Below are 26,872 nucleotides of genomic sequence, written 5' to 3'. Positions count from 1 at the left end.
GACGTGGAGCCGGGCGAGGACCCCTTGAGGGGTCCCCGCCCGGGTTCGGTGCCGCTGCGCGGTCGTGCGGTGGTGCTGATCTGCGTCGAGCGGCGGCTCAGCGCTTGGCGTCGTAGATCTTCAGCGTCGCGACGCCGAGGTTGATCTTCGCGCCGTACAGCTCGCTGTTGACGTCGAGGACGCCGAGCTGGACCGCGATCGCCTTGGCGCCCCACTTGCCGCGCTCGACGACGTTGAACTTCACCGAGAGCAGCGGGAGGCCCGGGATCTCGATCGAGGGGATGTCCTGGGGCGCACTCATGGTCTCGCCGTTGACGGTGATGGCGCCGATCGTGGTGCCCGAGGTGTCCACCTTGGTGCGGCTGTTGGCCTTCTGGCTGCGCAGCCGGGTGGCCTTCACCGAGGCCTTGATGCCGTCGATGACGAGCATGTCGCCGCCGAGGGCGACGCGGGCCAGGCTGGCCTCCTCGTAGCCCCAGGCCTTGCGACCGTTCTGCTTGCCCATCTGGCGGCTGCCGCCGACCGAGACCTCGAGGACGCCGGGGAGGTTGACGTCGAGGACCGAGTCCTGCTTGACCTTGCCGCCGGTGCCCGAGCACGGCATCACGATGTTCTGGGTGCGGCCCACGTCGAGCAGCCCGGCGAGCGCCTTGGCGTCCAGGGTGCTGGCGCGGCCGCGGAACAGGCCGGTCTTGATCTCGTCGAAGATCTTCGCCGAGCTGTGCGCCACGCGGATGCGGGTCTTGGTCGGCGCGATGTAGACCTCGAGCGCGTCGGCACGGGCGATCGCGCGGGACTTGTTCACCTTGCTCTCCTGGTTGCCCAGCGAGATCCGGCCGAGGCCGGGGATGTTCACCGGGCGGCCCGGCAGCGGGACGTCGAAGCCGGTCCGCTTGCCGCCGGTCGGGGTGAACCACAGGCTCAGCAGGTTGGTGGAGATGTTGGTGCCGAAGCCGGTCTTCGGGTCGTGGTACGCCTCGGCGCGGGTGCTGATCGCGCCGAGCTCGAGCTTGCCGAAGGCGTTGTTCATCAGCGTGATGCCGGCGATCTTCTGCTGCGTGATCGAGGCGACCCGGCCGGACTTGAACTTGCGGGTGCGGTTGGTGGTCGTGATCGCCCCGACCTCACCGAGCCCGGGGATGGTGACCCCGGCGAGGCTGTTGCGGCGCACCAGGCCCGCCTCGTTGGTGCAGCCGATGACCTTGTGCGCCGTACGTCCCGAGGAGGCCGGCAGCGCACCGCCCTCGATGCGGGTGCCGTAGCCGCCGCCGGCCAGGGCGAACTTGGTGTAGCGGCCCTTCTTGCCGGCCTTCTTCTCGGCCTTCGGCGTGACCGCGACGACGGTGCTCGTCCACTCCGGTGAGGCCTTCACCTGGCTCGCGGTGGGGCTGGACGTCGCGGGCGTGGCGTGGGCCGGCATCGCCGGCACCACGAGCGCGAGGGCGAGCGCGGTGCCGAGTGGCAGCAAACGGCGCATGGGGTTGCTCCTGACAAGAGAGGTCCTGAAGGGGGGTCTGGTTTCAACGAGGTAGTTCGCTTGGGGCTACGCATTCGCGCTCATGCCTACCCAGAAGCCGCCGAAGTGTGACCACAGAGGCTCCCGTGACGGGAGTGGTCCGGACCAGTGGTCTCGACCGGTCGGGGCCGATCGGGCTCGCGTACGGGGGGAGACCGGAGGGGTCGACGCCCGGGGCGCCGCGGCGTTGGATGGGGCGATGAGGAGCGTCGTCGTCGATGTGGGCCCGGTCAGTCCAACCGACCTGGTCGCGGTGGCCCGTGACGGTGCGGCGGTCGAGCTGTCCGCGGCCGCCCGCGCCGCGATCGTGAAGGGCCGCGAGACCGTCGACACGCTCGCGGCCGCGGCGGAGCCGGCGTACGGCGTCTCGACCGGCTTCGGGGCGCTCGCGACCCGGCACGTGCCGCTGCGCGACCGCGCCCGGCTGCAGCGCTCGCTGGTGCGCTCGCACGCGGCGGGCTCGGGGCCGGAGGTGGAGCGCGAGGTGGTGCGGGCGCTGATGCTGCTGCGGCTCTCCACGCTCGCGACCGGGCACACGGGGGTGCGCCCGGAGACCGCGGAGCTGCTGGCCGCGCTGCTGAGCCACGGGATCAGCCCGGTGGTGCACGAGCACGGCTCGCTGGGCTGCTCCGGCGACCTCGCCCCGCTGGCCCACTGCGCGCTGGCGCTGATCGGCGAGGGCCCGGTGCGCGACGCCGCCGGCGCGCTGCGCCCGGCCGCCGAGGTGCTCGCCGAGGCCGGGCTGAGGCCGGTCACGCTGGGGCCCAAGGAGGGCCTGGCGCTGATCAACGGCACCGACGGGATGCTCGGGATGCTGGTGCTGGCCCTGGCGGACCTGCGCCGGCTGCTGCGCAGCGCCGACGTGGCGGCGGCGATGTCGGTGGAGGGCCTGCTGGGCACCGACCGGGTCTTCGCCGAGGAGCTGCAGGCGCTGCGCCCGCACCCGGGGGTGGGCGCCTCCGCCGCCAACCTGCGGGTGCTGCTGGCGGGCTCGGGGGTGGTGGCCTCGCACCGGGGCCGGGACTGCACCCGGGTGCAGGACGCCTACTCGCTGCGCTGCGCCCCGCAGGTCCACGGCGCCGCGCGCGACACCGTCGAGCACGCGGCGCAGGTGGCGGAGCGCGAGCTGGCCGCGGCGATCGACAACCCGGTCGTCGTGGGGGACCGGGTGGAGTCCAACGGCAGCTTCCACGGCGCCCCGCTCGGCCACGTGCTGGACTTCCTGGCGATCGCGGCCGCCGACGTCGCCTCGATGAGCGAACGGCGCACCGACCGCTTCCTCGACGTGGCGCGCAGCCGCGGGTTGCCGGCGTTCCTCGCCGCGGACCCCGGCGTCGACAGCGGGCACATGATCGCGCAGTACACCCAGGCCGCGATCGTCTCGGAGCTCAAGCGGCTCGCGGTTCCCGCGTCGGTCGACTCGATCCCCTCCAGCGCGATGCAGGAGGACCACGTCTCGATGGGCTGGTCGGCCGCGCGCAAGCTGCGCCGCAGCATCGACGGGCTGACCCGGGTGGTGGGGATCGAGGTGCTGACCGCGGCGCGGGCGCTCGACCTGCGCGCGCCGTTGGAACCCGCCCCCGGCACCGGGGCGGTCGTCGCGCTGCTGCGCGGGGCCGGCGTCGAGGGCCCGGGACCGGACCGCTTCCTCGCCCCGGAGATCGAGGTCGCCGTGGAGCTGGTGCGCTCCGGTGCGGTGCTGCGCGCCGCCGAGGAGCAGGTCGGAGCGCTGCGATGACGCTCGAGGAGCCGGTGGGGTCCGGGCGCGGACCGATCCGCGCGCCGCGGGGCACCGCGCTGACCGCCCGGTCCTGGCAGACCGAGGCGGTGCTGCGGATGCTGATGAACAACCTCGACCCCGAGGTCGCCGAGCGCCCCGAGGACCTCGTCGTCTACGGCGGCACCGGGAAGGCGGCCCGCAGCTGGGCGGCGTACGACGCGCTGGTGCGGACCCTGACCAGGCTCGGCGACGACGAGACGATGCTGGTGCAGTCGGGAAAGCCGGTCGGCGTGATGCGCACCCACCCATGGGCGCCGCGGGTGCTGATCGCCAACGCCAACCTGGTGGGGGACTGGGCGACCTGGGAGGAGTTCCGGCGCCTGGAGGACCTCGGGCTGACGATGTACGGGCAGATGACGGCCGGGTCGTGGATCTACATCGGGACCCAGGGGATCCTCCAGGGCACCTACGAGACCTTCGCCGCGGTGGCCGACAAGCGCTTCGGCGGCACGCTCGCCGGCACCGTCACGCTGACCGGGGGCCTGGGCGGGATGGGCGGGGCACAGCCGCTGGCGGTCACGATGAACGAGGGCGTGGCGATCTGCGTCGAGGTCGACCCGGCGCGGATCGGGCGCCGCCTCGAGCAGCGCTACCTCGACGTGCGCGCCGACTCCCTCGACCACGCGCTCGCCCTGGCCCGTGCGGCCCGCGAGGAGCGCCGGGCGCTGTCGATCGGGGTGCTGGGCAACGCCGCGGAGGTCTTCCCCGCGCTGCTCGCCGCGGGCGCGCCGATCGACGTGGTCACCGACCAGACCTCCGCCCACGACCCGCTGTCCTACCTGCCGCTCGGCGTCGACCTCGCCGACTGGCGGCGCGCCGCGCAGGCCGACCCGGCCGGGTTCACCGAGCGGGCCCGGGCCTCGATGGCGGCGCAGGTGGGCGCGATGGTCGGGTTCGTCGACGCGGGCGCGGAGGTCTTCGACTACGGCAACTCGATCCGCGACGAGGCCCGCAAGGGCGGCTGCGCGCGGGCCTTCGACTTCCCCGGCTTCGTGCCCGCCTACATCCGCCCGCAGTTCTGCGAGGGCCGCGGGCCGTTCCGGTGGGTCGCGCTCTCGGGCGACCCCGCCGACATCGCGGCCACCGACGCCGCGGTCCTCGAGCTGTTCCCCGACGACCGGCGGCTGCGGCGCTGGATCACGATGGCCCAGGAGCGGGTGGCCTTCCAGGGCCTGCCGGCCCGGATCTGCTGGCTCGGGTACGGCGAGCGCCACCTCGCGGGGCTGCGGTTCAACGAGATGGTGCGCAGCGGGGAGCTGCGCGCGCCGGTGGTGATCGGCCGCGACCACCTCGACTGCGGCTCGGTCGCATCGCCGTACCGCGAGACCGAGGCGATGGCCGACGGCTCCGACGCGATCGCCGACTGGGCGATCCTCAACGCGCTGGTCAACACCGCCTCGGGCGCCAGCTGGGTCTCCTTCCACCACGGCGGCGGGGTCGGCATCGGCCGTTCGCTGCACGCCGGGCAGGTCTGCGTCGCCGACGGCACCGACCTCGCCGCCGAGAAGCTCGCGCGGGTCCTCACCAACGACCCCGGCACCGGGGTGATCCGCCACGTCGACGCGGGCTACGAGAGCGCAGCCCGCGTCGCCGCGGAGCGGGGGGTGCGGATCCCCCGGTGAGGGACTACTTCCGGCGCTTCGGGCGGACCTTCAGCGTCAGCGTGTCCTTCGAGGCGGCCACGGTGGCGGTGCCCGCGTAGCCGAGCACCACCCGATGCCGCCCGACGGCCAGCTTGCGCAGCGAGAACGTGGCGCGGCCGGCCTTGTTCAGTGTCGCCTTGCCGACGACCTTGCCCTTCACGGTCGCCGTGACCCGGCCGCGGGCGAGCTCGCCGCCGGCCGCGATGGCGACCTTCACCTTGGCGCGGGTGCCCTTCACGACGGGATTGCGCACGAACGACGCCAGCGTCGTGGACGTCGCGACCTCCGGTGCGGGGGTCGCGCACTCCTCCATGACGTCGGCGCTGGCCAGAGGGGTGCACACGAAGGCGGTCGGGTTGACCTCCTCCGGCGGCATCCACACGTCGGCGGCCGCCTCGAAGTCCGCGGCGTACCCGAGCAGCGACTCCTCGGTGTACGCCGTGCCGAGGAAGGTGATCGCGACCGGGCGACGGTTGTTCGCCGCGTAGCCGGCCGGGAGCGTCACCGACGGGTAGCCGGCGCGGGCGCCGACGCCGGTGGTGCCGGCGTTGCTGACGATGGCGTCCACGTCGTTCGCCTCGAGCACGGCGTCGATGTTGCCCCGGCTCTCGGCGATGCCGAGGTCGCGCGCGGTCTCGTAGGCCTCGAGCTGGGCGGGGTCGGTGAGGTCGACGGCCTCGGAGGCGGTGAGCAGGGTCTGGCCGAACTTCAGCGCCACTGCGGCGTGCGCGTCGTTGAACGCGATGACGTCGCTGAGCGTGTCCATCGGCGCGCTCTCCGGCAGGCGGGCGAGGTAGGCGTTCAGGTCGCGCTCGAACTCGTAGGAGAGGATGCCCGGCTGCTGCGAGCCGGCCGGAGCGGTCACCGGTACGAGCGTGGCGCCCTGGGCCTCGAGCACCTCGAGGGCGTTGTTGTAGACCTCGTTGGTCGAGGACACCACGCCGAGGCGCACGCCCTCCAGCGCGGTCTCGGACAGCCCGGCGGTGTAGTCGACGTCGTCGTAGGCGTCGGCGCCCGTGGTCGCGGGGTCCTCCGGGTCGGCGCCGGTGGTCAGGCCGGTGAGCACCGCCGCGGCGTCGTACACCGAGCGGGCCATCGGGCCGACGGTGTCCTGGGAGGCCGAGATCGGGATGACGCCGGTGCGGCTGATCAGCCCGACGGTCGGCTTCACGCCGACCAGCGAGTTCGCGTTGGACGGGCTGAGGATGGAGCCGGAGGTCTCCGAGCCGACGGTGGCGGCGGCGAGCGCGGTCGAGGCGGCCACGCCGGAGCCGGCGCTGGAGCCGCTGGGCGTCTGGGAGAGGTCGTAGGCGTTGAGCACCTGCCCGCCCAGGGAGCTGTAGCCGGCGGGCATCCCGCTGGTCGTGTAGTTCGCGAACTCGGTGAGGTTGGTCTTGCCGAGGATGATCGCGCCGGCCTCGCGCAGCGCCGCGGTGGCCGGGGCGTCCGCGGCGGGGAAGGAGTTGGCCAGGGCGACGCTGCCCGCGGTGGTGGGCATCCCGGCGGCGTCGATGTTGTCCTTGATCAGGATCGGGATGCCGAGCAGCGGGCCGGTCTCGCCGGCCGCGCGGGCCCGGTCGGCGGCGACGGCCTGGGCGCGGGCGTCGGCGGCGACCTGGCGCACCGAGTTCAGGCGCGGGCCGCTGTCGTCGATGGCCGCGATCCGGGCGAGGTAGGCCTCCACCAGCTCGACGGAGGTGAAGTCGCCGGCGGTGAGGCCGGCTTGGAGGTCCTCGATCGAGGCGGTGCTCAGCTGCAGGCCGCCGGGCAGCGTGGTCGCGGAGACGGGCTTGGGCGCGGGCGCCGGCGCGGCGGTGGAGGCGGGGGAGGAGACGGCCAGGCCGGAGAGGGCCAGGGCAGCCGCCGACAGGGTCCCGGCGACGACGCGGGTCGTCCGGCGGGGGGAGGAGAGAGACAAGTCGAGTCCTTCGAGAGGTGGGGACGGTGCGGGCTCGGAGTGTCCGGCCCCGGTGTTTCGTCCGCCGACCGGCCGCGGCGGGCTCGACGCGGAGCCCCGCTCCGAACGGGTGAGGCGGTGCGCCCGCGCGCCGCAGGACGTCCGGCGTCGGGGCGCGGGGGCGGGAGGTTCTCGCGCGCCGGGCGCCGGGCGCCGGGGAGTCTGCGTTACCTGTTCTTCACGTGGGTCGTCCCACGGGTCGCGGGTCCCCGGCTGCCGGGCGCGGCCCGATTTCCGCCTGGTGCGTCGAGGCGGGCGGGACGGGCGGTGCGGCTGCCACGGTGTCGGCGGGCCGGTGCGGCCCGTCCGACCAGCCACAGGAGGCCACCTTGCAGCACGAGCCCACCCCGTCCGCCGGTGTCGAGGACCTGGCCGCCGCACCCGACCTGGGCGCGCTCGACGCCGCCCTGGCGCCGCGGTCGATGATGGCCGGCTGGAGCAAGCTGGAGCCGTCGCTGTGGCCCGAGCCGCGACCCGTCCACGACCCCGCGGTGTGGCGCTACGCCGACGCGCGGGCCGGGCTGGACGCCGCCGGGCGGATGATCTCCGCCGAGCAGGCCGAGCGCCGCAACCTGTTCCTGGTCAACCCGGTCGAGGGCAACCACTACCCGACCGTGCGCACGCTGGTCAGCGCCTACCAGATGATCCTCCCCGGTGAGCGCGCCCGCAGCCACCGGCACACCCCCAACGCGCTGCGCCTGGTCATGGACGTCGCGCCCGGGACCTACACGGTCGTCGACGGCGTGCGCATCGACATGGAGCCCGGCGACGTGCTGCTCACGCCCGGCTGGTGCTGGCACGGCCACGGCAACGACGGCGCCGAGCCCGGCTACTGGATCGACTACCTCGACGTCCCGCTGGTGCACCTGCTGGAGCCGATGTTCCTCGAGTGGCACCCCGACGGCTTCCAGGAGCCGACCAGCGCGACCCGCGACTCCGCGTTCGTCTTCTCGTGGACGAGCACCGAGGCACGGCTCGACGCGGCCGCGCCCGACGAGCACGGCCGGCTGCGCGTGCAGCTCGGCGACCCGGCGATGCCGACCACCGCGCTGTTCATGGAGCGGATCGCCGTCGGGAGCTCCCGCCCCGCGCTGCGGACCACCGCCAGCCAGATCATCACCTGCTACGCCGGCAGGGGGGTCAGCCGCATCGGCGATCAGGAGATCGCCTGGTCGCGCGGGGACGTCCTCGCGGTGCCGAGCTGGACGGCGTACGAGCACCGCGCGGAGGAGGACGCCGTCCTCTTCACCGTCACCGACCGCCCGGTGCTCGACAAGCTGGGCTTCTGGCGCGAGGAGGTCGTCGGCGGCTGAGGTCGTCGTACGACGGGGGGCGCCGGGGAGGCGATCTTCCACTGGATGAAGGGAGGCGTGGTGCGCGGGCGGGCGGCTCCATAGCGTCGGAGGGTCCGCGGAGTACCGCTGCCCGCGACGCCTGCCTGAGGAGCCGCCCTGCCATGACCGACACCGTCCTGCCGCCCCTGACCGGCCTCAAGGTCCTCGACGTGGCCACCCTGTTCGCCGGGCCGTCCGCCGCGACCCTGATGGGTGACTTCGGCGCGGAGGTGATCAAGGTCGAGCACCCGCGCAAGCCGGACCCGGCCCGCACCCACGGGCACTCCAAGGACGGTCACGGCCTGTGGTGGAAGGTGCTCGGCCGCAACAAGCGCACCATCACCCTCGACCTCTCCCAGCCCGCCGGCCAGGAGGTCTTCCTGCGCCTGGTCGCCGAGGCCGACGTCGTCATCGAGAACTTCCGCCCCGGCACCCTCGAGCGCTGGAACCTCTCCTACGACCGCCTCAGCGAGGTCAACCCCGGCCTGGTGCTGACCCGGGTGACCGGCTTCGGCCAGTTCGGCCCGCGCTCCAAGGAGCCGGCGTTCGGCACCATCGCCGAGGCGATGTCCGGCTTCGCGCACTCCACCGGCCAGCCCGACGGCCCGCCGACCCTCCCGCCGCTGGCCCTGGCCGACAACATCTCCGGCCTGGCCGCCACCATCGCCACCCTGATGGCGCTGCGCGGGCGCGACACCACCGGCAAGGGCCAGGTCGTCGACCTCGCCATCATCGAGCCGATCCTGGCGATGCTGGGCTCGCAGCTCACCGTCTTCGACCAGCTCGGGGTGATCACCCAGCGCGCCGGCAACCGCTCGGAGAACAACGCGCCGCGCAACACCTACAAGACCGCCGACGGCGACTGGGTCGCGATCTCCACCAGCGCCCACACCATCGCCGAGCGCGTGATGCGCCTGGTCGGTCGCGACGACCTGACCAAGGAGCCGTGGTTCGGTGACGGCCACCAGCGCGCCAAGCACGCCGACATCCTCGACGAGGCCGTCGGCTCCTGGATCCTCGCGCGCCCGACCTCGGTCGTCGTGGAGGAATTCGCCAGGGCCGAGGCCGCGCTGGCCGTGGTCAACGACATGAGCCGCGTGATCGTCGACGAGCAGTACAACGCCATCGGCGCGATCGCCACGGTCGAGGACGAGGACCTGGGCCCGATCCGGATGCCCAACGTCATGTTCCGCCTCTCCGAGCAGCCCGGCCGGATCCGCCACACCGGCCGCGGCCACGGCGCCGACACCGAGGAGGTCCTGCGCGAGCTCGGCCTCGAGACGGAGGAGCTGGAGAAGCTGCGCGCGGACGGGGTGGTCTGAGTGGGCTCCGCGCTCGCCTCGCTCGAGGACGCCCTCGCCTGGCTCTACGTCCCCGCCCCGCGCGCCGGTGAGCTGCTGGCCAAGGCCGCGAAGGTCGCCGACGGCATCGTGGTCGACCTCGAGGACGCCGTGCACCCGCGCCAGCGGGCCGCCGCGCGCGAGCACCTCGCCGAGGCGCTGCCGGCGCACGACGGGGCGGCGTTCGTCGTCGTCCGCGTCAACCCGGTCTCCACCGACGACTTCGCCGCCGACGTCGCCGCGCTGACCCCGCTGGTGCAGGCGGGCCACGTCGCCGCGGTCCGGGTGGCCAAGGTCGAGTCGGCCGAGGAGGTGGCGACCGCACGCGCCGCCACGGCGGCCTGGGGCCCCGAGCCCCGCCTGATCTGCCAGCTGGAGTCGGCCGGCGCGATCGCCCGGGCCCACGAGATCGCGGCCGCAGACGGCGTGCACTCGATCATGCTCGGCGAGGCCGACCTGCGCGCCGACCTGCGGCTGCCGCGTGGCGCCGCGGGCGACCCGGGCCTGCTGCTTGCCCGCCAGACCTGCGTGCTCGCCTCGCGGGCCGCCGGCCTGCCCTCCCCGGTGGGCAGCGCGTTCACCGACGTCACCGACACCGAGGGGCTGCGCGAGACCAGCGCCCGCCTGGCCGCCCTCGGCTTCGTCGGCCGCTCCTGCATCCACCCCAAGCAGCCGGCCGTGGTCCGCGAGGCCTTCGCGCCCTCGGAGGCCGACCTGGCCTGGGCCCGCTCGGTGCTCGCCGAGGCCGGCACCCAGGACGGCGCCGACAGCGCCGCCTCCGTGCTCGCCGACGGCTCCTTCGTGGACCCGGCGATCGTGCGTCAGGCCGAGCGGCTCGCCGCCCGCGCCGGGGCCGCTCGATGAGCGGCCTGCCCGTCGAGGGCGTGGGGCCGGGCCGCCTCGCCGGCGCCGACGTCACGGTCGTCGACCTCGCCCAGCCGCTGCACCCTGGCGTACCGGTCTCGCCGAGCCACCCCGGCTTCAAGCACTCCCTCCAGCGCCGCCACGGCGACGCCGTACGCGTCGACGGGACGTCGGGCGCCAACGACCTGCTGGTCCTCGGCACCCACACCGCGACCCACGTCGACGCGCTGGCCCACATCAGCCACGACGGGCTGCTGCACGGCGGCCTCGACGCCCGCAGCGCCCAGGAGGGCGGCCGCTTCGTCGAGCACGGCGTGCACACCATCGCTCCGGTCGTCGCGCCGGGCGTGCTCCTGGACCTGCCGGCGCTGCTCGGCGTCGAGCGGCTCGCGCCGGGCCAGGCGATCACCGCCGACGACCTCGCCGCGGCCGCGGGCGACCGCGAGATCGAGCCCGGCAGCGTGATCATGGTCCGCACCGGCTGGGCGCAGCTGTGGGACGACCCGCAGGCGTTCCTCAGCCACGACGGCGGCGTGCCCGGGCCCGACGAGGGCGCCTGCCAGTGGCTGGCCGCGCGGTCCCCGCGCCTGGTCGGCTCCGACACCACCGCCTTCGAGCACATCCCGGCCGGTGAGGGGCACGCGCGCCTGCCCGGCCACCGGGTCCTGCTCGTCGAGGCCGGCGTACCGATCATGGAGATGCTCCAGCTCGAGCGCCTCGCCGCCCTCGCGCCCGCGCAGCTCACCGTCGTGGCCGCGCCGCTGCCGATCGTCGGCGCCACCGGCTCGCCGCTGCGCCCGCTCGCGCTCGTCGTCACCTGACGTCGTACGACGTCCCGCACCCGCACCTACCGCTCGACCCACCCACGAGGAGCCCAGTTCCGTGACCGCAGTCGCCCCGAGCACCGAAGGGGCGACCGCGGTCGCCCGCCTGGCCGCCTTCGCCGCGGCCTTCCGCGAGACCCCCACGCAGGCCGCGCTGGACGACGCGCGCCAGCGCCTGCTCGACACCATCGGCATCTCGGTGCCCGCGCTCGGGACCGGGCCCGCCGAGGTCGTGCACAACCTCGCCCGGGCCTGGGGCGGGCACGCCCAGTCCACCGCGCTCGGCCTCGCCGAGAAGGTCCCCGCCCCGACCGCCGCGCTGGTCAACGGCACCCTGGGCCACGCCCTGGACTTCGACGACACCCACGTGCCCTCGATCCTGCACCCGTCGGCCTCGGTCGTCCCGGCCGCGCTGGCCGCCGCCGAGGCGTGCGGGGCGAGCGGGCGCCAGCTGCTCGCCGCGATCGCGGTCGGCAACGAGATCTGCATCCGGCTGGGCAACGCCGGCTACGACCCGGCGATCAACAACTCGGTCTTCTTCGACCGCGGGCTGCACGCCACCTCCATCTGCGGCGCCCTGGGCTCCGCCGCGGCCGCCGCGACCGTGATGGGCCTGCCCGAGGACCAGATCGCCCACGCGATGGGCATTGCGGCCTCGATGGGCGCGGGCCTGCTCGAGGCGAACCGGGCCGGCGGCTCGGTCAAGCGGATGCACTGCGGCTGGGCCGCGCACTCCGGCGTCGTCGCCGCCCAGTCCGCCGCCGCCGGGCTGACCGGCCCGCCGACGGTGCTCGAGGGTCGGTTCGGCTTCTTCCACGCCTACTGCGGGGAGACCTACGACGAGGCCGCGCTGCTCGACGGCCTCGGCGAGGTCTGGGCCACCGGCGACTGCTTCGTGAAGCCCTACCCGACCAACGTCTTCACCCACTCCGGCATCGACGCGGCGCTCGCGCTGCGCGCCAAGGGCCTGCGCCCCGAGCAGATCGAGTCGGTCGAGATCGGGGTCCCCTCGCCGGTGCTGCGCACCATCGCCCAGCCGCGCGAGGCGAAGGTCCGCCCCGAGTCGGGCTACCACGCGCAGTTCTCCGGCCCGTTCACCTTCGCGATCGCGCTCGGCGGCGGTGGCGGGCTGGGCGTCTACCTCGACGACTTCACCGACGCGCAGGTGGCCGACCCGGTGCTGCTCGACCTCGCCTCGCGGATCACCCACGTCGCGGACCCGCGCTGCGACGAGATCTTCCCCAGCCACTTCCCCTCGATCGTGCGGGTCCGGCTCACCGACGGCTCCGAGATGGTCGAGGAGGTCCTCACCACGCGGGGCACCTCCGAGCGGCCGCTGAGCGATGAGGAGATCATGCTCAAGTTCCGCCTCAATGCCGCCGGCCTGCCAGGCGGCGCCGACGAGATCGGCCGGCGCATCGCCGACGTCGCGTCGTACGACGACGTGAGCCGCCTGCTCGAGGGCACCACCGCGAGCTGACCCCGCACTCCCCGCAACGACCCCGCACGGCCCGGGCCCGGCAGCACCCGCTGCTGGGCCCGGGTCGTCCGATGAGAGGTGCCACCTTGACCGCCACGTCCCGTCCCGCCGCCGCTGGTCCCGACGCCGCCCGCCCCGTCGGGCTGTCGGTGCCGCTGCTGCTGATCCTCGCGGCGTGCAGCGGCTTCCCGCCGTTCGCGATCGACACCTACCTGCCGGGGTTCCCGCAGATCGCCGACGACCTGGACACCACCGCGGCACAGGTGCAGCTGACGCTCACCGCGTTCCTGCTGGCGACCGCGGTGGGGCAGATCGTGTGGGGCACGCTGTCGGACCAGGTCGGACGCCGCCCGGTCCTGCTCGGCGGGATCGCGGTGGGGGTCGTGGCCAGCCTGACCTGCGCGCTCACCGAGTCGATCTGGCTGCTCCTCGCGGCGCGGGCGCTGCAGGGGATCGGCACCGGCGCGGTGATGGTGGTCGCGCGGGCGGTGGTCGCGGACCTGTCGTCGGGCGCCAGTGCGGCGCGGGCCTTCTCCACCCTGGCCGCGGTGCAGTCGGTCGCCCCGATCGCCGCACCGGTGATGGGCGGGCTGCTGATCGGGCCGTTCGGGTGGCGCGCGGCGTTCTGGATGCTGTTCGCGATGACCGTGGCCATGTCGGTGGCGATCCTCGTGATGATCCCCGAGACCCTGCCCGCGGAGCGCCGCGGCGGCAGCGGGCTGCGGCGGATCCTGATCGACGGGCGGCACGTGCTGGGCGACCGCGGCTACGTCGGCGCGGTGGTCACGGTGTCGGCGAGCTTCGCGACGATGTTCGCCTACATCTCCGCGAGCCCGTTCGTGATCCAGACGATCATGGGGCTCTCGGAGTACGCCTACTCGGCGATCTTCGCCTCCACCGCCGCCGCGCTGGTCGCCATGATCATGGTGAACCGGCGCCTGGTGCTCACCGTGGCCCCGGAGCGGCTGATCGTCTGCGGCGCCCTGGGCCAGGTCTTCGGCGTGAGCGTGCTGGTCGTGTGCGTGGCGTTCCTCGACCTGCCGCTGCCCGGCATGATCCTCGGCTTCCTCGCCGTGCAGGGCTCCCAGGGGCTGCTCAGCGGCAACTGCAACGCGATCGGCCTGATGCGCGCCAAGCCCCGCACCGGCACCGGCTCGGCGCTCATGGGCGGCGCGCAGTTCGGCCTCGCCGCGGTGGTCGCACCGCTCGTCGGGATCGCCGGCGAGCACTCCGCCGTACCGATGGTGACGCTGATGTCGCTCAGCGTCGCGTTCACCTTCCTCGGCGTCGCGCTGATTCGCTCCGCCACCCGCGCGCAGGAGCCCGCTGCCGCCTGATCGCTGCGGGGTCGTCCTGCGGAAACGAGCAGCCCGTGGCCGCGCCGCCACCCCGCCAACCGCCGTACGACGTACGCCGCCCTCGACTCGGCGGTCACGACCCTCGACTCGACGGTCCCAACTCTCGACTCGACCGGACAGCCCGAAATGCCCCGAGGGGGCACGTCCGGTGGGACGTGCCCCCTCGGGGGTGGTGGCCGGGCAGTGCGGGTGGCCGCGGCGGCTCAGCGGCTCAGATCTCGACGGTGGTGGCGTCGTAGGAGTAGAGCCAGTCGTAGCGGTCCGCGATCGGGTTCACGCTCCACTCGCGCTCGAGGTAGGCCTTCGCGCTCTCGGGCGTGGCCAGCTCGGGGGAGTGGAAGCGGTCGGTGTTCGCGGTCGCGCCCCGCACCATCTTGGAGGTGCGGTCGATGCGGGCGTGCTCGTAGCGCAGCAGCGCCTTCTCGGGGTCGGAGCCGTAGGCCTCCAGCGCGCGGGCCAGGACCAGGCCGTCCTCGATGGAGTGGACGGCGCCCTGGGCCAGGAACGGCAGGGTGGCGTGGCAGGCGTCGCCCATCAGCGTCACCCGGCCCTTGGTCCAGTGCGGGATCGGCTCGCCGCGGACCAGCGCCCACTTCATCAGCGAGGGCGAGAGCTTGATCAGCGTCTGGATGTTCTCGTGCCAGCCGGCGAAGTCCTCGAGGCACTCCTCGACGGTGCCGTGGACGTTGCCGCCCTGGGCGGTCCACTCCTTGCCCTCGATGGTGGCCACGAAGTTCATCAGCTTGCCGCCGTGCAGCGGGTAGTGCACCGCGTGCGCCCGCGGGCCGATCCAGGTGGTGCCGACCCAGGAGCGCAGCTCCTCGGGCAGGTTCTCCATCGGGATCAGGCCGCGCCAGGCGACCATGCCGGAGAACTCCGGGGCGCTGGGGCCCCACAGCTCGTCGCGGATCCCCGAGCGCCAGCCGTCCGCGCCGACGACCACGTCGCCGGTGACGACGGTGCCGTCCTCGAGGGTGATCGACGCGGACGTGTCGTCCTGGGAGACCCCCACGACGCGCGACTTCAGCCGGATCGCGTGCGGGTCCTCGGCGAGCACCGCCTGACGCAGGGTGTCGAGCAGGTCGGGACGGTAGACGGTGAGGTACGGGTAGCCGTACCGCTCGATCGCCAGCGGGCCGAGGTCGAACAGCGGCCACGGCTCACCGGAGTTCCACAGGCGCAGCTCCTTGCGCTCCGGGTCGCACGACAGCTGCTTCAGCGTGTCGAAGACGCCCAGGGCGTCGAGGACCCGGTTGCCGTTCGGGCTGATCTGGATGCCGGCGCCGACCTCCTTGATCTCCTGGGCCTGCTCGTAGAGCTCGACCTCGAAGCCCTTCTTCAGCAGGGCGAGGGCGGCGGTCATGCCGCCGATGCCACCGCCCGCGATAACCACGCGCATTGGGGGTTGCCTTTCTGGTCGGCTCAGAGAGCTTCGGTACGGAGCAGGCCCAGGGCCTTGAGGACGGCCTCGTCGCTGCAGCGCACCAGGTGCGCGTCGGTGTCGGCGCGGAAGGAGTAGGGGCGCCACGAGGGGACGGCGATGACGTCGCCGCGCTCCCAGGTGATGGTCTCGCCGTCGATGTCGAGGGCGCCCGAGCCCTCGACGACGGTGAAGATCGAGTTCGCGGTGGTCTGGTGGACCTGCGAGGTGAAGCCGGCGTCGAGGCGGTGCACGTGGATCGAGATCGTCGGCATCGCCGGCTCGCCCAGCTCGATCACCTTCGAGGCCAGCCCGTCGGCCGGCGCCTCGGCGGCGTCGAGACGCGACAGCGAGTCCTCCCAGCGGAAGGCCAGCGGCGAGGAGTCGACGTCCACCGGGTCCGCCTCGAGGCGGTCGGGGTGCTGCTTGAAGAACATCGGCTCGAGCAGGTGGATCAGCGGTACGTCGAGGATGTCGACCCAGTAGCAGTCGTCGCCGTCCGCGTCGGACTCGTGGGAGTGGCTGTGCCAGAACGTCGACGGCGTCAGCAGGACGTCGCCGGGGCGCATCTCCACGCGGTGGCCGTTGACGACGGTGTAGGTGCCCTTGCCGTCGAGGATGATCCGCAGCGCCGCCGGGGTGTGGCGGTGGCAGTCGGCGGTCTCGCCCGGGCGGATCAGCTGGTACGCCGCGACGAGGGTGCGCACGGTGGCGTACTCGTTGCCCTCGACGGGGTTGCGCATCGTGACGTTGCGTCGGTCGGCCATCGAGTGGTCGACGAGGCGGCCCGCGGCGTCGAGCACCGACTGGATGTCGTCGTACTTCCAGCGGTAGGGGACCAGGTTCTTGCGGGGCTCGGCCCAGAGCGCGGGGAAGCGGCGGTGCCAGCCGCCCTCCATGCTCAGGTCGTCGAAGATCCCGTAGAGCTGCTCGAGGCTCTCGATGTCGGCGGAGGAGGGGACGGCTGCTGCGTCGGTCAAGGCGCGCTCCTTCACTTCTGCTTGATGATGTCGGGGGTGTAGGCGTTCGCGAACACCTCGGTGTTGCCGCGGGTGCCCTGACGGACCGGGACGTTCATCTCGCCGACCTGTTCGATCACGATGCGGATGACGTCGCCGTCGACGACCGGGCCGACGCCGGCGGGGGTGCCGGTGGCGATGATGTCGCCGGGGTGAAGCGTCATCACGGTGGAGGCCATCGCGATCATCCCGGGGATGTCGAGGACCAGGTCGCGGGTGTTGGCGTCCTGGCGCAGCTCGTCGCCGACCCACAGCTTCATGCTCAGCTGGGTCGGGTCGTCGACCTCGTCGGCGGTGGTGATCCAGGGGCCGACCGGGCAGAAGGTGTCGTAGGCCTTGCGGAAGACGCGCTCCTCGCGGCCGCGCACCACCATGTCGAGCAGGCAGGCGTAGCCGAAGACGTGGTCCTTCCAGTCCTCGCGGGCGATGTCGCGCCCGCCCTTGCCGATCACGATGCCGAGCTCGGACTCGTGGTGGACCTCGCGGCCCGGGAGGGCGGGGAGCTCGACGAAGTCCTCGGGGCCGGAGAGCGACGACGGCGGCTTGAGGAAGAACCCCTGCACGTCGGCGCGGTAGCCGGCCTGCATCTCGCGGCCGTGGTCGTGGTAGTTCACCGGGTAGGCGATCACCTTGTTCGGCCACGGGACCGGGGTGAGCAGGCCCGCCTCGGCGAGCGGGGTGCGCGCGCCGGTCGCCAGCGCGGCCTCGATGGCCGGACGGCGCTCGTCCCACTCGGCGATCAGGCGGTTGGGGCCCACCGGCGGCCACTCCGCGACGTCGACACCCGCCGCCTCGGTGACGTCGACGACGTACTCACCGTCGACGACGCCGACCTGACCCTTGCCGAACCGGGCGATCTTCATCCGTGCACTCCTCGATGTCTGCGCGTGTTGCCGCGTCCTCGCCGCCCTCGTCCGGCGTGCCGGGCGGGCGGGGTTCCTGCGGGCTGACCTCACGGACGCTAGGTCCGCGCGAAGGGGTGCGGAAAGGCGTCTTCCGGTGGATGCGATTACGCATTCTCGGCACCTGCGGGGGCCGGTGAGACTCCATCTCGAATCATCGTCCGACCCGTCTGCCGACCCCCGTACGCCGCCTGTGCGCCCGCCGGCACACCGCCTGTACAACGAGGAGCTGCGAAGTGCCCACCACCGTCCGCGATGCCGTGTTCGAGGTGCTCAGGGACCACGGGGTGGACCGCATCTTCGCGAACCCGGGCTCGACCGAGGTCGACCTGCTCACCGACCTGCCCGACCACCTCGACTTCGTGCTGGCCCTGCACGAGGGCTCGGTGCTGGGCATGGCCACCGGCCACGCGATCGCCGCCGGCCGCCCGGCCCTGGCGCTGCTGCACACCACCGCCGGCTACGGCAACGCCGTCGGCGGGCTGGCCACCGCCCGCGCCAACCGCGCGCCGGTCGTGCTGCTCGTGGGCCAGCAGGACCGCCGCCACCTCGCGGCCGCCCCGTTCCTGGCCGGCGACCTGGCCACCCTGGCCGGCAGCTACCCGGTCAGCGTCGAGGAGCCGGCCCGCCCCGGCGACGTGCCCGGCGCGATCGCCCGCGCCCTGCACGACGCGACGATCCACCGCGGCCCCGCCGTCGTGATCATCCCGATGAGCGACTGGGCCGAGCCCGCCGACGAGGTCCGCGCGCCCGCCGCGCGCCGCCTGGTCGTCGGCACCTCCGCCGACCCGGACGCCATCGCCGCCCTGGCGAGCGCGCTGCGCGACGCCGAGCGGCCCGCGCTGGTCCTCGGCTCGCTGGCCGACGACCCCGGCACCTGGGCCGCCGTCGCCGAGCTGGCCACCGCCCTGGACTCCCCGGTCTGGCAGGCCGCCTACTCCTACCGGATGGGCTTCGACCAGACCTCGCCGTTGTTCGCCGGCCACCTCCCGCCCGGCCGCGCCGCCCTGCGCGACGCGCTCGGCGAGCAGGACGTCGTCCTGGTCCTCGGCGCCCACGCGTTCCGCCAGTACCTCTACGAGGAGGGCGACTTCGTCGGTGGCGACACCCGTGTCCTGGTGGTCACCGAGGACGCCGACGAGGCCGTCCACAGCGACGCCGAGCTGGCCGTGATCGCACCGATCGACGCGGTCGCCGAGGCCCTCGCCCAGGACCTGCCGGTGCGGGCACCGGCCGAGCGCGCCCCGCGCCCGGTTCCCGCGCGGCTGGTCGCCGAGCCCGGCGCCGAGATCCGCCCCGGCGACGTCTTCCAGGCGCTCGCCGAGCGGCTGCCGGCCGAGTCGACGTACTTCGAGGAGAGCCCCTCGACGCGTCGCCCGCTGCTCGCCGCGCTGCCGGTGCGCGCGCCGTTCGGCTTCCTCACCGCCGCCATGGGCGGCCTCGGCTTCGCGGTCCCCGGCGCCATCGGCGTCAAGATGGCCCGCCCCGAGCGCCCGGTCGTCGCGATCGTCGGCGACGGCGCCTCGCTCTACAACGTCCAGGCCCTCTGGAGCGCGCAGAAGTACGGCGTGGGCGTGCTGTTCATCGTGATGTCCAACGGCGGGTACGCCGTGATGGACCGCCTGGCCCACAACGCCGGCGCCACCCCGCCGTGGCCCGGCTTCGGGGAGATCAGCCTCTCCACCCTGGCCGCCGGCTTCGGCTGCCCGGCGCGTCGCATCGAGACGGTCGAGGAGCTGCTGGCGGTGCTCGACGAGGTCGTCCCGACCCTCGGCGAGCGCACCGAGCCGCTCGTGCTCGACATCGCCGTCACCACCTCCTGACCCGTCCTGACCCTCGCGCGGCCTCCGGCCGCGCCGTCCGCCCGCCTGCTCGGGCACCGACCAAGAAAGGTATTGCCTGATGGCACAAGACTGGCTCGCCGAGGACCTTCCCGAGGAGCGCGAGGAGCTGCGCGACGTCGTCTCCGACATCTTGTCGAAGTACGACCGCGAGTACTGGATCCAGGTCGACGAGTCCGGGGAGTACCCCCAGGACTTCGTGGACGACCTGCAGCAGGGCGGCTGGCTCTCGATGCTGATCCCGACCGAGTACGGCGGCGGCGGCGCCTCCATCCCCGACGCCGCGCTGTTCCTCGAGACGATGAACCGCTGGGGCGCCCCGGGCACCCTGATCCACGCGCAGATGTACACGATGGGTGCGATCCTGCGCCACGGCTCCGAGGAGCAGAAGCAGAAGTGGCTGCCGCAGATCGCGGACGGCCTGCGCCTGCAGTCCTTCGGTGTCACCGAGCCCGACGCGGGCACCGACACCACCCGGATCCGCACCTTCGCGCGCCGCGAGGGCGACAACTACGTCATCAACGGCGGCAAGATCTTCACCTCGCGCGCCAAGCAGTCCGACCTGCTGCTGCTGATCGCGCGCACCAAGAAGTACGAGGACGTCGAGAAGAAGACCGACGGCGTCTCGGTCTTCCTGGTCGACATGCGCGAGGCGCTCGCCGCGGGCACGCTCACGATCGACCCGATCAAGGTGATGAGCGGTCACCACACCAACCAGCTCACCTTCACCGACATGGTGGTGCCCGCCGAGAACCTGATCGGCGAGGAGCACAAGGGCTTCAAGGTGACGCTCTCGGGCATGAACGCCGAGCGCATCCTGGCCGCCTCGCAGTACGTCGGCTCGGGCCTGTGGTTCATCGACCGCGCCACCGAGTACGCCAAGGAGCGCGTGGTCTTCGGCCGCCCGATCGGCATGAACCAGGGCATCCAGTTCCCGATCGCCAAGGCGTTCGCGCACCTGCGCGCGGCGAGCTCGCTGCGCTGGCAGGCGGCGGAGAAGTTCGAGGCCGGCAGCCGCTCGGGCACCGAGGCGAACATCGCCAAGCTGCTCGCCGCGGAGGCGCAGTGGGAGGCCGCGAACGCCGCCATGGACACCTTCGGCGGCTACGGCCTGGCCTCGGAGTACGGCGTGGAGCAGAAGTTCCGCGCCGCCCGCGGCCCGCTCATCGCCCCGATCAGCACCAACCTGATCCTGGCCGGCATCGCCCAGCGCGACCTGGGCCTGCCCCGGTCGTACTGAGCGACGAGAACGATGGCTGAGGTGACTCCGACCGTGGGCGACCGGGGGCTGACCGAGGTGGTGGCGGCGTTCGCGTGCGCCTTCACCGACGCCGGGGCGGACACCGCCGCGGTGGTCGGCAGCCTGGTCGACACGGTCGGGGTCGCCGTCGCCGGACGCACGGCCGAGCCCGTGCAGGCGGTCCGCCGCTGGGTGGGCACCGAGCCCGCCCTCGGCGGTGCCGTCGTCTGGGGCGAGGGTGCCCGCCGCGCCCCGTCCCAGGCGGCGCTGCTCAACGGCGTCGCCGGGCACGCGCTCGACTTCGACGACGCCTGCCCCTCGATGCCGTTGCACCCGAGCACCGTGCTGTGGCCGGCGCTGCTGGCCGACGCCGACGTGCTCATCGACGGTGCGCGCGTCGTCGAGGCGGTGCACGTCGGCAACGCCGTGAACCGCGCCCTGGGCGAGGCGCTGCCGATGGACGTGCACTACGGCCGCGGCTGGCACAGCACCGCCACCGTCGGGCGGCTCGCGGCCGTGGCCGCGCTCGCCCGGCTGCACGCCCTGGACCTCGACACCACCCGCCGGGCCCTGGGCCTGGTGGCGTCGATGGCGGGCGGCAGCATCGCCAACTTCGGCACCGGCGCCAAGCCGCTGCACGCCGGCCTCGCGGCCCGCGACGCGGTGAGCGCGGTGGCGCTGGTGCGCCACGGCCTGGACGCCAACCCCGAGCAGCTCGAGCACCGCCTCGGGTTCCTGGCCGCCTTCGGCGCGCCGGACCCGGACGCCGTGGCGCGGGTCGGCCAGCGCCTCGAGCACTGGTACGCCGCGTGGTCGCAGGACTGGTCGCTGAAGCGCTACCCCTCCTGCTACGGCACCCACCGCGCCGTCGACGCCGCCCTGGAGGTGCGTGCCGAGCTCGGCGCGCCGTCCGCGGGGGAGTACACCTCGGTCGAGGTGCTCAGCCACCCCGGCTCCCTGCGCCCGCTGATCGGGCACGCCCCGCGCACCGGGCTGGAGGGCAAGTTCAGCCTCCCGCACACCGTGGCCACCGCGCTGCTGACCGGGCGGCTCGGGCTGGAGGCGTTCACCGACGAGGCCGTCACGGCCCCCGAGGTCGTCGCCCTCGCCGACCGGGTCGAGGTCGTGGCCCAGCCGGACCCGCCGGGGCGCCCTGAGCTGGCCGACCAGCGCTACGCCCGGGTGCGGGCCACCCTGCGCGACGGCCGCAGCGCCGAGCGCCTGGTGCTGCTCACCCGCGGCGACGCCCGCAACCCGCTGAGCGACGCCGAGGTGGACGAGAAGTTCCTGCTCGCCGTGAGCGCCGGCGGTTGGAGCGCCGCCGGCGCCCGCCGCCTGCTCGACCGGCTGCGCGCCTCCCTGACCGGCGAGCACGCCGCGCTGGGCGCCGCGCTGGCCGCGCTCGGCGAGCCGGCGTACGACCCCGAGAACCAGACCACGCCCGAGAGCCCCGCAGGAGAGCACCCGTGACCGGCAACCACCCGAAGGTCGTCATCGTCGAGGAGGGCATGCGCGAGGGCATGCAGATCGAGAGCGCCGACATCCCCGTCGAGGCGAAGGTCCGCCTGCTCGACGCGCTCTCCGCGACCGGCCTCCAGCACATCGTGGTCGGCTCCTTCGTCAGTCCGAAGTGGGTCCCGCAGATGGCCCGCGTCGAGGAGGTCATCGCTGGCTTCACCCCCGTCGAGGGCGTCGACTACTCCGCGCTCGCGCTCAACGCCAAGGGCGTCGAGCGCCGCGCCGAGCACACGCCGCCGTTGAGCCCGCCGGCCTCGGCGCAGCGCACCACGGTGCACCTGTGCGACGTCTTCGTGCAGCGCAACACCGCCAAGACGCAGGCCGACGAGATCGCCGCCCTGCCCCGCACCATCGAGCGCGCGGTCGAGCGCGGCGTCACCGACGCGGTCGTCGCGATCAACGCCGCCTGGGGCTCCAACTGGGTCGGCCCGTTCAGCCTCGAGCAGCGCCTCGAGGTCCTCGACCTGCAGTTCGCCGCCTGGCGCGCCGCCGGGGTCGAGCCGCGGACCATCTGGATCGGCGACCCGATGAGCTGGAACACCCCGCGCGCGGTCGAGGAGACCATCCAGGCGTGCCTCGAGCGCTTCCCCGAGGTCACCACCTACCACCTGCACCTGCACAACGGCCGCGGCAGCGCGCTCACCTCGGCCTACGTCGCCCTGCGCGCGCTCGACTCGCGCCACACCCTGTCGCTGGACACCACCATCGGCGGCATGGGCGGGTGCCCGTACTGCGGCAACGGCCGGGCCACCAAGATGATCCCGACCGAGGACCTCGTCGACCTCCTGCACGAGGAGGGCGTCGAGACCGGCATCGACCTGGCCGCGCTGATCGAGGCGGCGCACGTGGCCGAGGAGGTCGTGGGCCACGAGCTCTACGGCCACGTCAGCAAGGTCGGCCCGCGCCCGCGCGGGGAGCAGCTCTACGCGATGGACATGCCGTTCGTGGAGACCATCGAGGAGGCCCAGCACTTCCGCCTCGGCGCGCAGACCTACGAGGGCTGCCTCTCGCCGTGGAAGAGCGTGGTCACCTCCCCGGCCCGCGACGCCGCCGAGGCCGGCGAGCCGGTCCGGCTGCTGCTGCCCCCGCAGGACTGAGCGCCCCGCACCACCGGCCGGACCCCCGGCCCCCGGACATCTGCCGCCGTACGGCGGTGCTCCGGCGCCCCACCGGGCGCCACCCACGACACAGGAGGAAGAACCCCCATGGCTGAAGGCACCCGCGGCTCCCTCGCCGGGCTTCGCGTCATCGAGATCAGCACCTCGGTCGCCGGCCCGCTGGCCGGCCAGATCCTCGGCGACCTCGGCGCCGAGGTGATCAAGGTCGAGCGCGTCGGCGCCGGCGACGACACCCGCGCCTGGGCGCCGCCCGCCTGGGACGGCGAGTCGATCGCCTTCCTCCACCTCAACCGCAACAAGCTCAGCCTCGAGCTGGACTACAAGGACCCGCGCGGCCAGCAGGTGCTGCGCGAGCTGATCGCCTCCGCCGACGTGCTGGTGCAGAACCTGCGCCCGGGCGCGCTGGCCAAGGCCGGGTTCTCCTGGGAGCAGCTGCAGGAGATCAACCCCCGCCTCGTCTACTGCGACATGACCGGCTTCGGCCGCACCGGCCCGAAGGCCGCGGAGCCGGCGTACGACCCGCTGCTGCAGGCCTACACCGGCATCATCGACATGATGGGCACCGGCGACGGCCCGCCCGCCCGGATCCCGCTGTCGGTGCTCGACAAGGGCACCGCGATGTGGGCCGCGATCGGCGTGCTCGACGCGCTGCGCACGGTCGAGAGGACCGGCAAGGGCGTCCACGTCGGGGTCTCGCTGCTGGAGACGGCCGTGACCTGGACCCACGCCAACGTGATGGGCGCGCTCGCCGGCAACGGCAAGCCCAAGAACCTCGGCTCCGGCCACGCCGGCGTGGTGCCCTACGGCGCGTTCCGCACCAAGGACGGCTGGGCCTTCATCTCGGCCGGCAACCAGGCGCTGTGGACCCGCTTCTGCACCGCCACCGGCGCCACCGAGCTGATGGAGCGCGAGGGCTTCGGGTCCAACCCGGAGCGCTCGGCGAACCGCGCCGCCGTCGAGGCCGCGGTCACCGAGGTGACCCTGGGCTTCGAGACCGCGCCGCTGATCGCGCTGCTGCACGAGGCCGGCGTGCCCTGCTCGGCGGTCAACAGCGTGCCCGACATGGTCGACGACCCGCAGGTCAAGGCGCTCGGCCTGCTGGAGAAGATGGACCACCACCAGGTCGAGGACTTCGAGGTCGTCAACCTGCCGATCACCTTCGGCGGGGAGTACCCCGAGCACCAGTGCCCGCCGCCGGCGCTGGGCGCCGACACCGACCGCGTGCTGGCAGGGCTCGGCGTCAGCGCCGAGACGATCGCCGAGCTGCGCCGCGACGGCGTGGTCGCCGTGGCCGAGCCCGAGGCTGGTCAGGCGTGAGCACGCTCCTCGACGCCACCGTCTGGGAGGGTCGCACCTTCGACGGCACCTGGCGCCACGCCGACCGCACGCTGACCACCACGGAGCCGGCCACCGGCACCGACGTGGGCACCGTCGGCCTGGCCACCCCGGCCGACGTGGACCGCTCGGTCGACCTCGCGGCGCAGGCGCAGCGCGCCTGGGCCGCGGCCGGGTACGACGTGCGCGCCCGGGTGCTGCGCGCGGCCGCCCGGATCTTCACCGACAACGCCGCCGAGATCGCCGACCTCTTCGCCCGTGAGGCCGGCGCGCCGCAGCGCGTCTCCGGTCCGCAGGCGCTGATCGCCGCGGAGGAGTGCTACGAGGCCGCCGCCCTGGCCTCGATGCCGTCGGGCGAGGTGCTGCGCAGCATGCAGCCGCGCCTGTCGCTCTCGCGCCGGGTGCCGGTCGGCGTGGTCGGCGTGATCGCGCCGTTCAACTCCCCGATCCTGCTCGCGCTGCGCGCGGTCGCCCCGGCCCTCGCGGTCGGCAACGCGGTCGTGCTCAAGCCCGACCCGCGCACCGCGGTCGTCGGCGGCGTGCTGCTGGCCCGGGTCTTCGAGGAGGCCGGCCTGCCGGCCGGTCTGCTGCACGTGCTGCCCGGCGGCGCCGACGTGGGCGAGGCGATCGTGGCCGACCCCGACGTCCCGGTCATCGCGTTCACCGGCTCCACCGGCGCCGGCAAGGCGATCGCCGCCGCGGCCGCGCAGCACCTCAAGCGCACCCACCTGGAGCTCGGCGGCAACTCCGCCACGATCGTCCTCGACGACGCCGACGTGGAGCGCGCCGCCGCGGCCGGGGCGTGGGGCAGCTTCCGCCACGCCGGGCAGATCTGCATGGCCACCGGCCGGCACCTGGTCCACGAGGCCGTCGCCGAGCAGTACGTCGCGCGCCTGGCCGAGCAGGCCGCGGCGCTGCGCCTGGGCGACCCGGCCCGCACCGACGCCGACGTGGGCCCGGTCATCGACGCCACCCAGCGCGACCGGGTGCACCAGATGGTCACCGACACCCTCGCGGCCGGCGCCCGCCTGGTCACGGGCGGTGAGGCCGAGGGCCCGTTCTACCGGCCCACCGTGCTCGCCGACGTGCCGCCGAACGCCCCGGCGTACCGCGACGAGGTCTTCGGGCCGGTCGCGCCCGTGGTCACCTTCGCCGACGACGAGGAGGCGGCCGCGCTGGCCGCGGACTCCTCCTACGGCCTCGCGCTCGGCATCTTCACCACCGACGTGATGCGTGGCCTGGCGCTCGCCGAGCGGATCCCCGCCGGCCTGGTGCACATCAACGACCAGACCATCAACGACGAGCCGGTGGCGCCGTTCGGCGGCGTCGGCCACTCCGGCAACGGCGCGCGCCACGGCGGCCACGCCGCCAACCTCGAGGCCTTCACCGAGCAGCAGTGGGTCACCGTGCGCGGCACGACCCCCGACTACCGCTGGTGACGACGCCCCACGGCGTCCCCGCCTCCCCGTCCCGACCACACCAGGAGCCCCGATGAGCGAGCCCGTCCTCCTGACGGAGACCCGCGGCCGAGTCCGCCACCTCACCCTCAACCGTCCCGACGTCCGCAACGCCCTCAACCGCGAGCTCAACGACGCGCTGGTCGACGCGATCATGGAGGCCGACCACGACCCCGAGGTCTACGCCATCGCGATCACCGGCGCGGGCAAGGCGTTCTGCTCGGGCGCCGACCTGGGCGACGCCAAGGTGCGCGCGGACCGCGGCGAGGCCTGGTTCGGCCCGCTGCACAACCGCTTCCGCAGCCTCTTCGAGGTGATGATCGACAGCCGCAAGCCGACCATCGCCGTGGTCAACGGCCCCGCGGTCGCCGGCGGCTTCGAGCTGGCGCTGTCCTGCGACATGCGCGTCGTGGCCGACCACGCGTTCTTCGCGGTGCCGGAGTCGCGGCGTGGCCGTGGCGCGCACTACGCGTCGGTGGCGCTGCCGCGGATGGTGCCGCAGGGCATCGCGATGGAGTGGCTCTACTCGGGCCGCAAGATCGAGCTCGCCGAGGCCGAGCGCTGGGGCCTGGTCAACCGCACCGCCCCGCTGGAGCAGCTGCCGGAGGTGGCCGAGGAGTTCATGGCCCACTTCACCTCCTCCGCGCCGCTGTCGCTGCAGCGCCTCAAGCTGACCTACCGCCGCACCGAGGGGATGGACCCGCACGCCGCGATCCGGCTCGACATCGGCCCGGACGTCTACTCCTCGGAGGACCAGAAGGAGGGGGCGCGCTCCTTCCTCGAGAAGCGCGACCCGGTCTGGCAGGGCCGCTGACCCCTCAGGGGGCCGACCCCCGCACGGCCCCCTGAGTCGTCGCGGCGGCGCCGCGCTCCTTCCGCGCCCGGCGACCGCCCGCGACACCCCCCGACGCCCGGTCCCGCACGTC

20 protein-coding genes are annotated in these 26,872 nt (G+C 73.8%); 15 read left to right on the top strand and 5 right to left on the bottom strand.

Translation table 11 applies throughout. From position 1 onward, the window contains the following. Positions 1-97 precede the first annotated feature (97 nt). Positions 98-1,477 (bottom strand): choice-of-anchor P family protein, encoded by a 1,380-nt coding sequence (locus tag HOQ23_RS09775; RefSeq protein WP_172214188.1) that lies wholly within the window; start codon positions 1,475-1,477, stop codon positions 98-100. A 238-nt stretch (positions 1,478-1,715) separates the two neighbouring features. Here HOQ23_RS09775 and hutH point away from each other — a divergent pair, with 238 nt between their 5' ends. After that, positions 1,716-3,254: a histidine ammonia-lyase gene (gene hutH / locus HOQ23_RS09770; RefSeq protein ID WP_172214186.1), complete on the top strand. Its 1,539-nt coding sequence runs from the start codon at positions 1,716-1,718 to the stop codon at positions 3,252-3,254. Continuing rightward, complete coding sequence (gene hutU, locus HOQ23_RS09765) at positions 3,251-4,918, top strand: urocanate hydratase (RefSeq protein ID WP_172214184.1); 1,668 nt, start codon at positions 3,251-3,253, stop codon at positions 4,916-4,918. The genes hutH and hutU overlap by 4 nt, the downstream gene beginning before the upstream one ends. A 4-nt stretch (positions 4,919-4,922) precedes the next feature. Here hutU and HOQ23_RS09760 read toward each other — a convergent pair whose 3' ends face one another. After that, complete coding sequence (locus HOQ23_RS09760; protein ID WP_172214183.1) at positions 4,923-6,857, bottom strand: amidase family protein; 1,935 nt, start codon at positions 6,855-6,857, stop codon at positions 4,923-4,925. A gap of 368 nt (positions 6,858-7,225) precedes the next feature. On the opposite strand from HOQ23_RS09760, the gene HOQ23_RS09755 reads away from it, so the two are divergent. The 6 genes from HOQ23_RS09755 to HOQ23_RS09730 all read left to right on the top strand — a co-directional run bounded on the left by HOQ23_RS09755 (position 7,226) and on the right by HOQ23_RS09730 (position 14,075). Continuing rightward, positions 7,226-8,209, top strand: a complete 984-nt coding sequence (locus tag HOQ23_RS09755) for a cupin domain-containing protein (RefSeq protein WP_216654008.1) — start codon at positions 7,226-7,228, stop codon at positions 8,207-8,209. A gap of 143 nt (positions 8,210-8,352) precedes the next feature. Then, positions 8,353-9,552, top strand: a complete 1,200-nt coding sequence (locus tag HOQ23_RS09750) for a CaiB/BaiF CoA-transferase family protein (RefSeq protein WP_172214182.1) — start codon at positions 8,353-8,355, stop codon at positions 9,550-9,552. Next, positions 9,553-10,434 carry a CoA ester lyase gene (locus HOQ23_RS09745; RefSeq protein WP_172214181.1) on the top strand — a complete coding sequence of 294 codons (882 nt, stop codon included), beginning with the start codon at positions 9,553-9,555 and terminating at the stop codon, positions 10,432-10,434. After that, the gene (locus HOQ23_RS09740) at positions 10,431-11,255 is read left to right on the top strand and encodes a cyclase family protein (RefSeq protein WP_172214180.1); all 825 of its coding nucleotides are present in this window, start codon (positions 10,431-10,433) and stop codon (positions 11,253-11,255) included. The genes HOQ23_RS09745 and HOQ23_RS09740 overlap by 4 nt, the downstream gene beginning before the upstream one ends. Positions 11,256-11,316: 61 nt before the next feature. Beyond that, a complete protein-coding gene (locus HOQ23_RS09735) occupies positions 11,317-12,738 on the top strand; it encodes an MmgE/PrpD family protein (RefSeq protein ID WP_216654006.1) in 1,422 nt (473 codons plus the stop codon). 86 nt (positions 12,739-12,824) lie between these two features. Then, the gene (locus HOQ23_RS09730; protein WP_172214179.1) at positions 12,825-14,075 is read left to right on the top strand and encodes a multidrug effflux MFS transporter; all 1,251 of its coding nucleotides are present in this window, start codon (positions 12,825-12,827) and stop codon (positions 14,073-14,075) included. Positions 14,076-14,307: 232 nt separating this feature from the next. On the opposite strand, the gene HOQ23_RS09725 is transcribed toward HOQ23_RS09730, so the two are convergent. The 3 genes from HOQ23_RS09725 to HOQ23_RS09715 are packed head-to-tail and all read right to left on the bottom strand — an operon-like array spanning position 14,308 to position 17,398. Then, positions 14,308-15,495 carry an FAD-dependent monooxygenase gene (locus tag HOQ23_RS09725; RefSeq protein WP_172214178.1) on the bottom strand — a complete coding sequence of 396 codons (1,188 nt, stop codon included), beginning with the start codon at positions 15,493-15,495 and terminating at the stop codon, positions 14,308-14,310. Between the two features lie 23 nt (positions 15,496-15,518). Then, positions 15,519-16,496, bottom strand: coding sequence for a cupin domain-containing protein (locus tag HOQ23_RS09720; protein ID WP_216654004.1), 978 nt, complete (start codon positions 16,494-16,496; stop codon positions 15,519-15,521). Positions 16,497-16,507: 11 nt separating this feature from the next. Beyond that, positions 16,508-17,398 (bottom strand): fumarylacetoacetate hydrolase family protein, encoded by an 891-nt coding sequence (locus HOQ23_RS09715; RefSeq protein ID WP_172214177.1) that lies wholly within the window; start codon positions 17,396-17,398, stop codon positions 16,508-16,510. Positions 17,399-17,673: 275 nt separating this feature from the next. On the opposite strand from HOQ23_RS09715, the gene HOQ23_RS09710 reads away from it, so the two are divergent. From HOQ23_RS09710 to HOQ23_RS09680, 7 genes are all read left to right on the top strand, one after another. Then, positions 17,674-19,260, top strand: a complete 1,587-nt coding sequence (locus HOQ23_RS09710) for a thiamine pyrophosphate-dependent enzyme (protein ID WP_172214176.1) — start codon at positions 17,674-17,676, stop codon at positions 19,258-19,260. 79 nt (positions 19,261-19,339) lie between these two features. After that, positions 19,340-20,518 (top strand): acyl-CoA dehydrogenase family protein, encoded by a 1,179-nt coding sequence (locus HOQ23_RS09705; RefSeq protein WP_172214175.1) that lies wholly within the window; start codon positions 19,340-19,342, stop codon positions 20,516-20,518. Between the two features lie 21 nt (positions 20,519-20,539). Then, entirely contained in the window at positions 20,540-21,988 is a 1,449-nt protein-coding gene (locus tag HOQ23_RS09700) for an MmgE/PrpD family protein (RefSeq protein ID WP_172214173.1), read from the top strand. Then, positions 21,985-23,133 (top strand): citramalate synthase, encoded by a 1,149-nt coding sequence (locus HOQ23_RS09695; RefSeq protein WP_367650438.1) that lies wholly within the window; start codon positions 21,985-21,987, stop codon positions 23,131-23,133. The genes HOQ23_RS09700 and HOQ23_RS09695 overlap by 4 nt, the downstream gene beginning before the upstream one ends. Positions 23,134-23,241: 108 nt before the next feature. Next, positions 23,242-24,471, top strand: a complete 1,230-nt coding sequence (locus HOQ23_RS09690; protein WP_172214171.1) for a CaiB/BaiF CoA-transferase family protein — start codon at positions 23,242-23,244, stop codon at positions 24,469-24,471. Then, positions 24,468-25,928 carry an aldehyde dehydrogenase family protein gene (locus HOQ23_RS09685; RefSeq protein WP_172214169.1) on the top strand — a complete coding sequence of 487 codons (1,461 nt, stop codon included), beginning with the start codon at positions 24,468-24,470 and terminating at the stop codon, positions 25,926-25,928. The genes HOQ23_RS09690 and HOQ23_RS09685 overlap by 4 nt, the downstream gene beginning before the upstream one ends. Before the next feature lie 52 nt (positions 25,929-25,980). Then, complete coding sequence (locus HOQ23_RS09680; RefSeq protein WP_172214167.1) at positions 25,981-26,760, top strand: enoyl-CoA hydratase/isomerase family protein; 780 nt, start codon at positions 25,981-25,983, stop codon at positions 26,758-26,760. Positions 26,761-26,872: the final 112 nt, after the last annotated feature.

Origin of the sequence: Nocardioides sp. zg-DK7169, from assembly GCF_013155365.1 — a bacterium.
Classification (GTDB): Bacteria; Actinomycetota; Actinomycetes; order Propionibacteriales; family Nocardioidaceae; genus Nocardioides.
Note: the sequence above shows the minus strand (reverse complement) of the source record. Positions and strands in the feature narration are given on the sequence as shown.

Excerpts from the sequence above, each read along its gene's own strand:
- hutH (WP_172214186.1), top strand. The coding sequence starts at position 1,716 with ATGAGGAGCGTCGTCGTCGATGTGGGCCCGGTCAGTCCAACCGACCTG.
- HOQ23_RS09740 (WP_172214180.1), top strand. The coding sequence starts at position 10,431 with ATGAGCGGCCTGCCCGTCGAGGGCGTGGGGCCGGGCCGCCTCGCCGGC.
- HOQ23_RS09705 (WP_172214175.1), top strand. The coding sequence starts at position 19,340 with ATGGCACAAGACTGGCTCGCCGAGGACCTTCCCGAGGAGCGCGAGGAG.
- HOQ23_RS09690 (WP_172214171.1), top strand. The coding sequence starts at position 23,242 with ATGGCTGAAGGCACCCGCGGCTCCCTCGCCGGGCTTCGCGTCATCGAG.
- HOQ23_RS09680 (WP_172214167.1), top strand. The coding sequence starts at position 25,981 with ATGAGCGAGCCCGTCCTCCTGACGGAGACCCGCGGCCGAGTCCGCCAC.
- HOQ23_RS09750 (WP_172214182.1), top strand. The coding sequence starts at position 8,353 with ATGACCGACACCGTCCTGCCGCCCCTGACCGGCCTCAAGGTCCTCGAC.
- HOQ23_RS09775 (WP_172214188.1), bottom strand. The coding sequence starts at position 1,477 with ATGCGCCGTTTGCTGCCACTCGGCACCGCGCTCGCCCTCGCGCTCGTG.
- hutU (WP_172214184.1), top strand. The coding sequence starts at position 3,251 with ATGACGCTCGAGGAGCCGGTGGGGTCCGGGCGCGGACCGATCCGCGCG.
- HOQ23_RS09715 (WP_172214177.1), bottom strand. The coding sequence starts at position 17,398 with ATGAAGATCGCCCGGTTCGGCAAGGGTCAGGTCGGCGTCGTCGACGGT.
- HOQ23_RS09725 (WP_172214178.1), bottom strand. The coding sequence starts at position 15,495 with ATGCGCGTGGTTATCGCGGGCGGTGGCATCGGCGGCATGACCGCCGCC.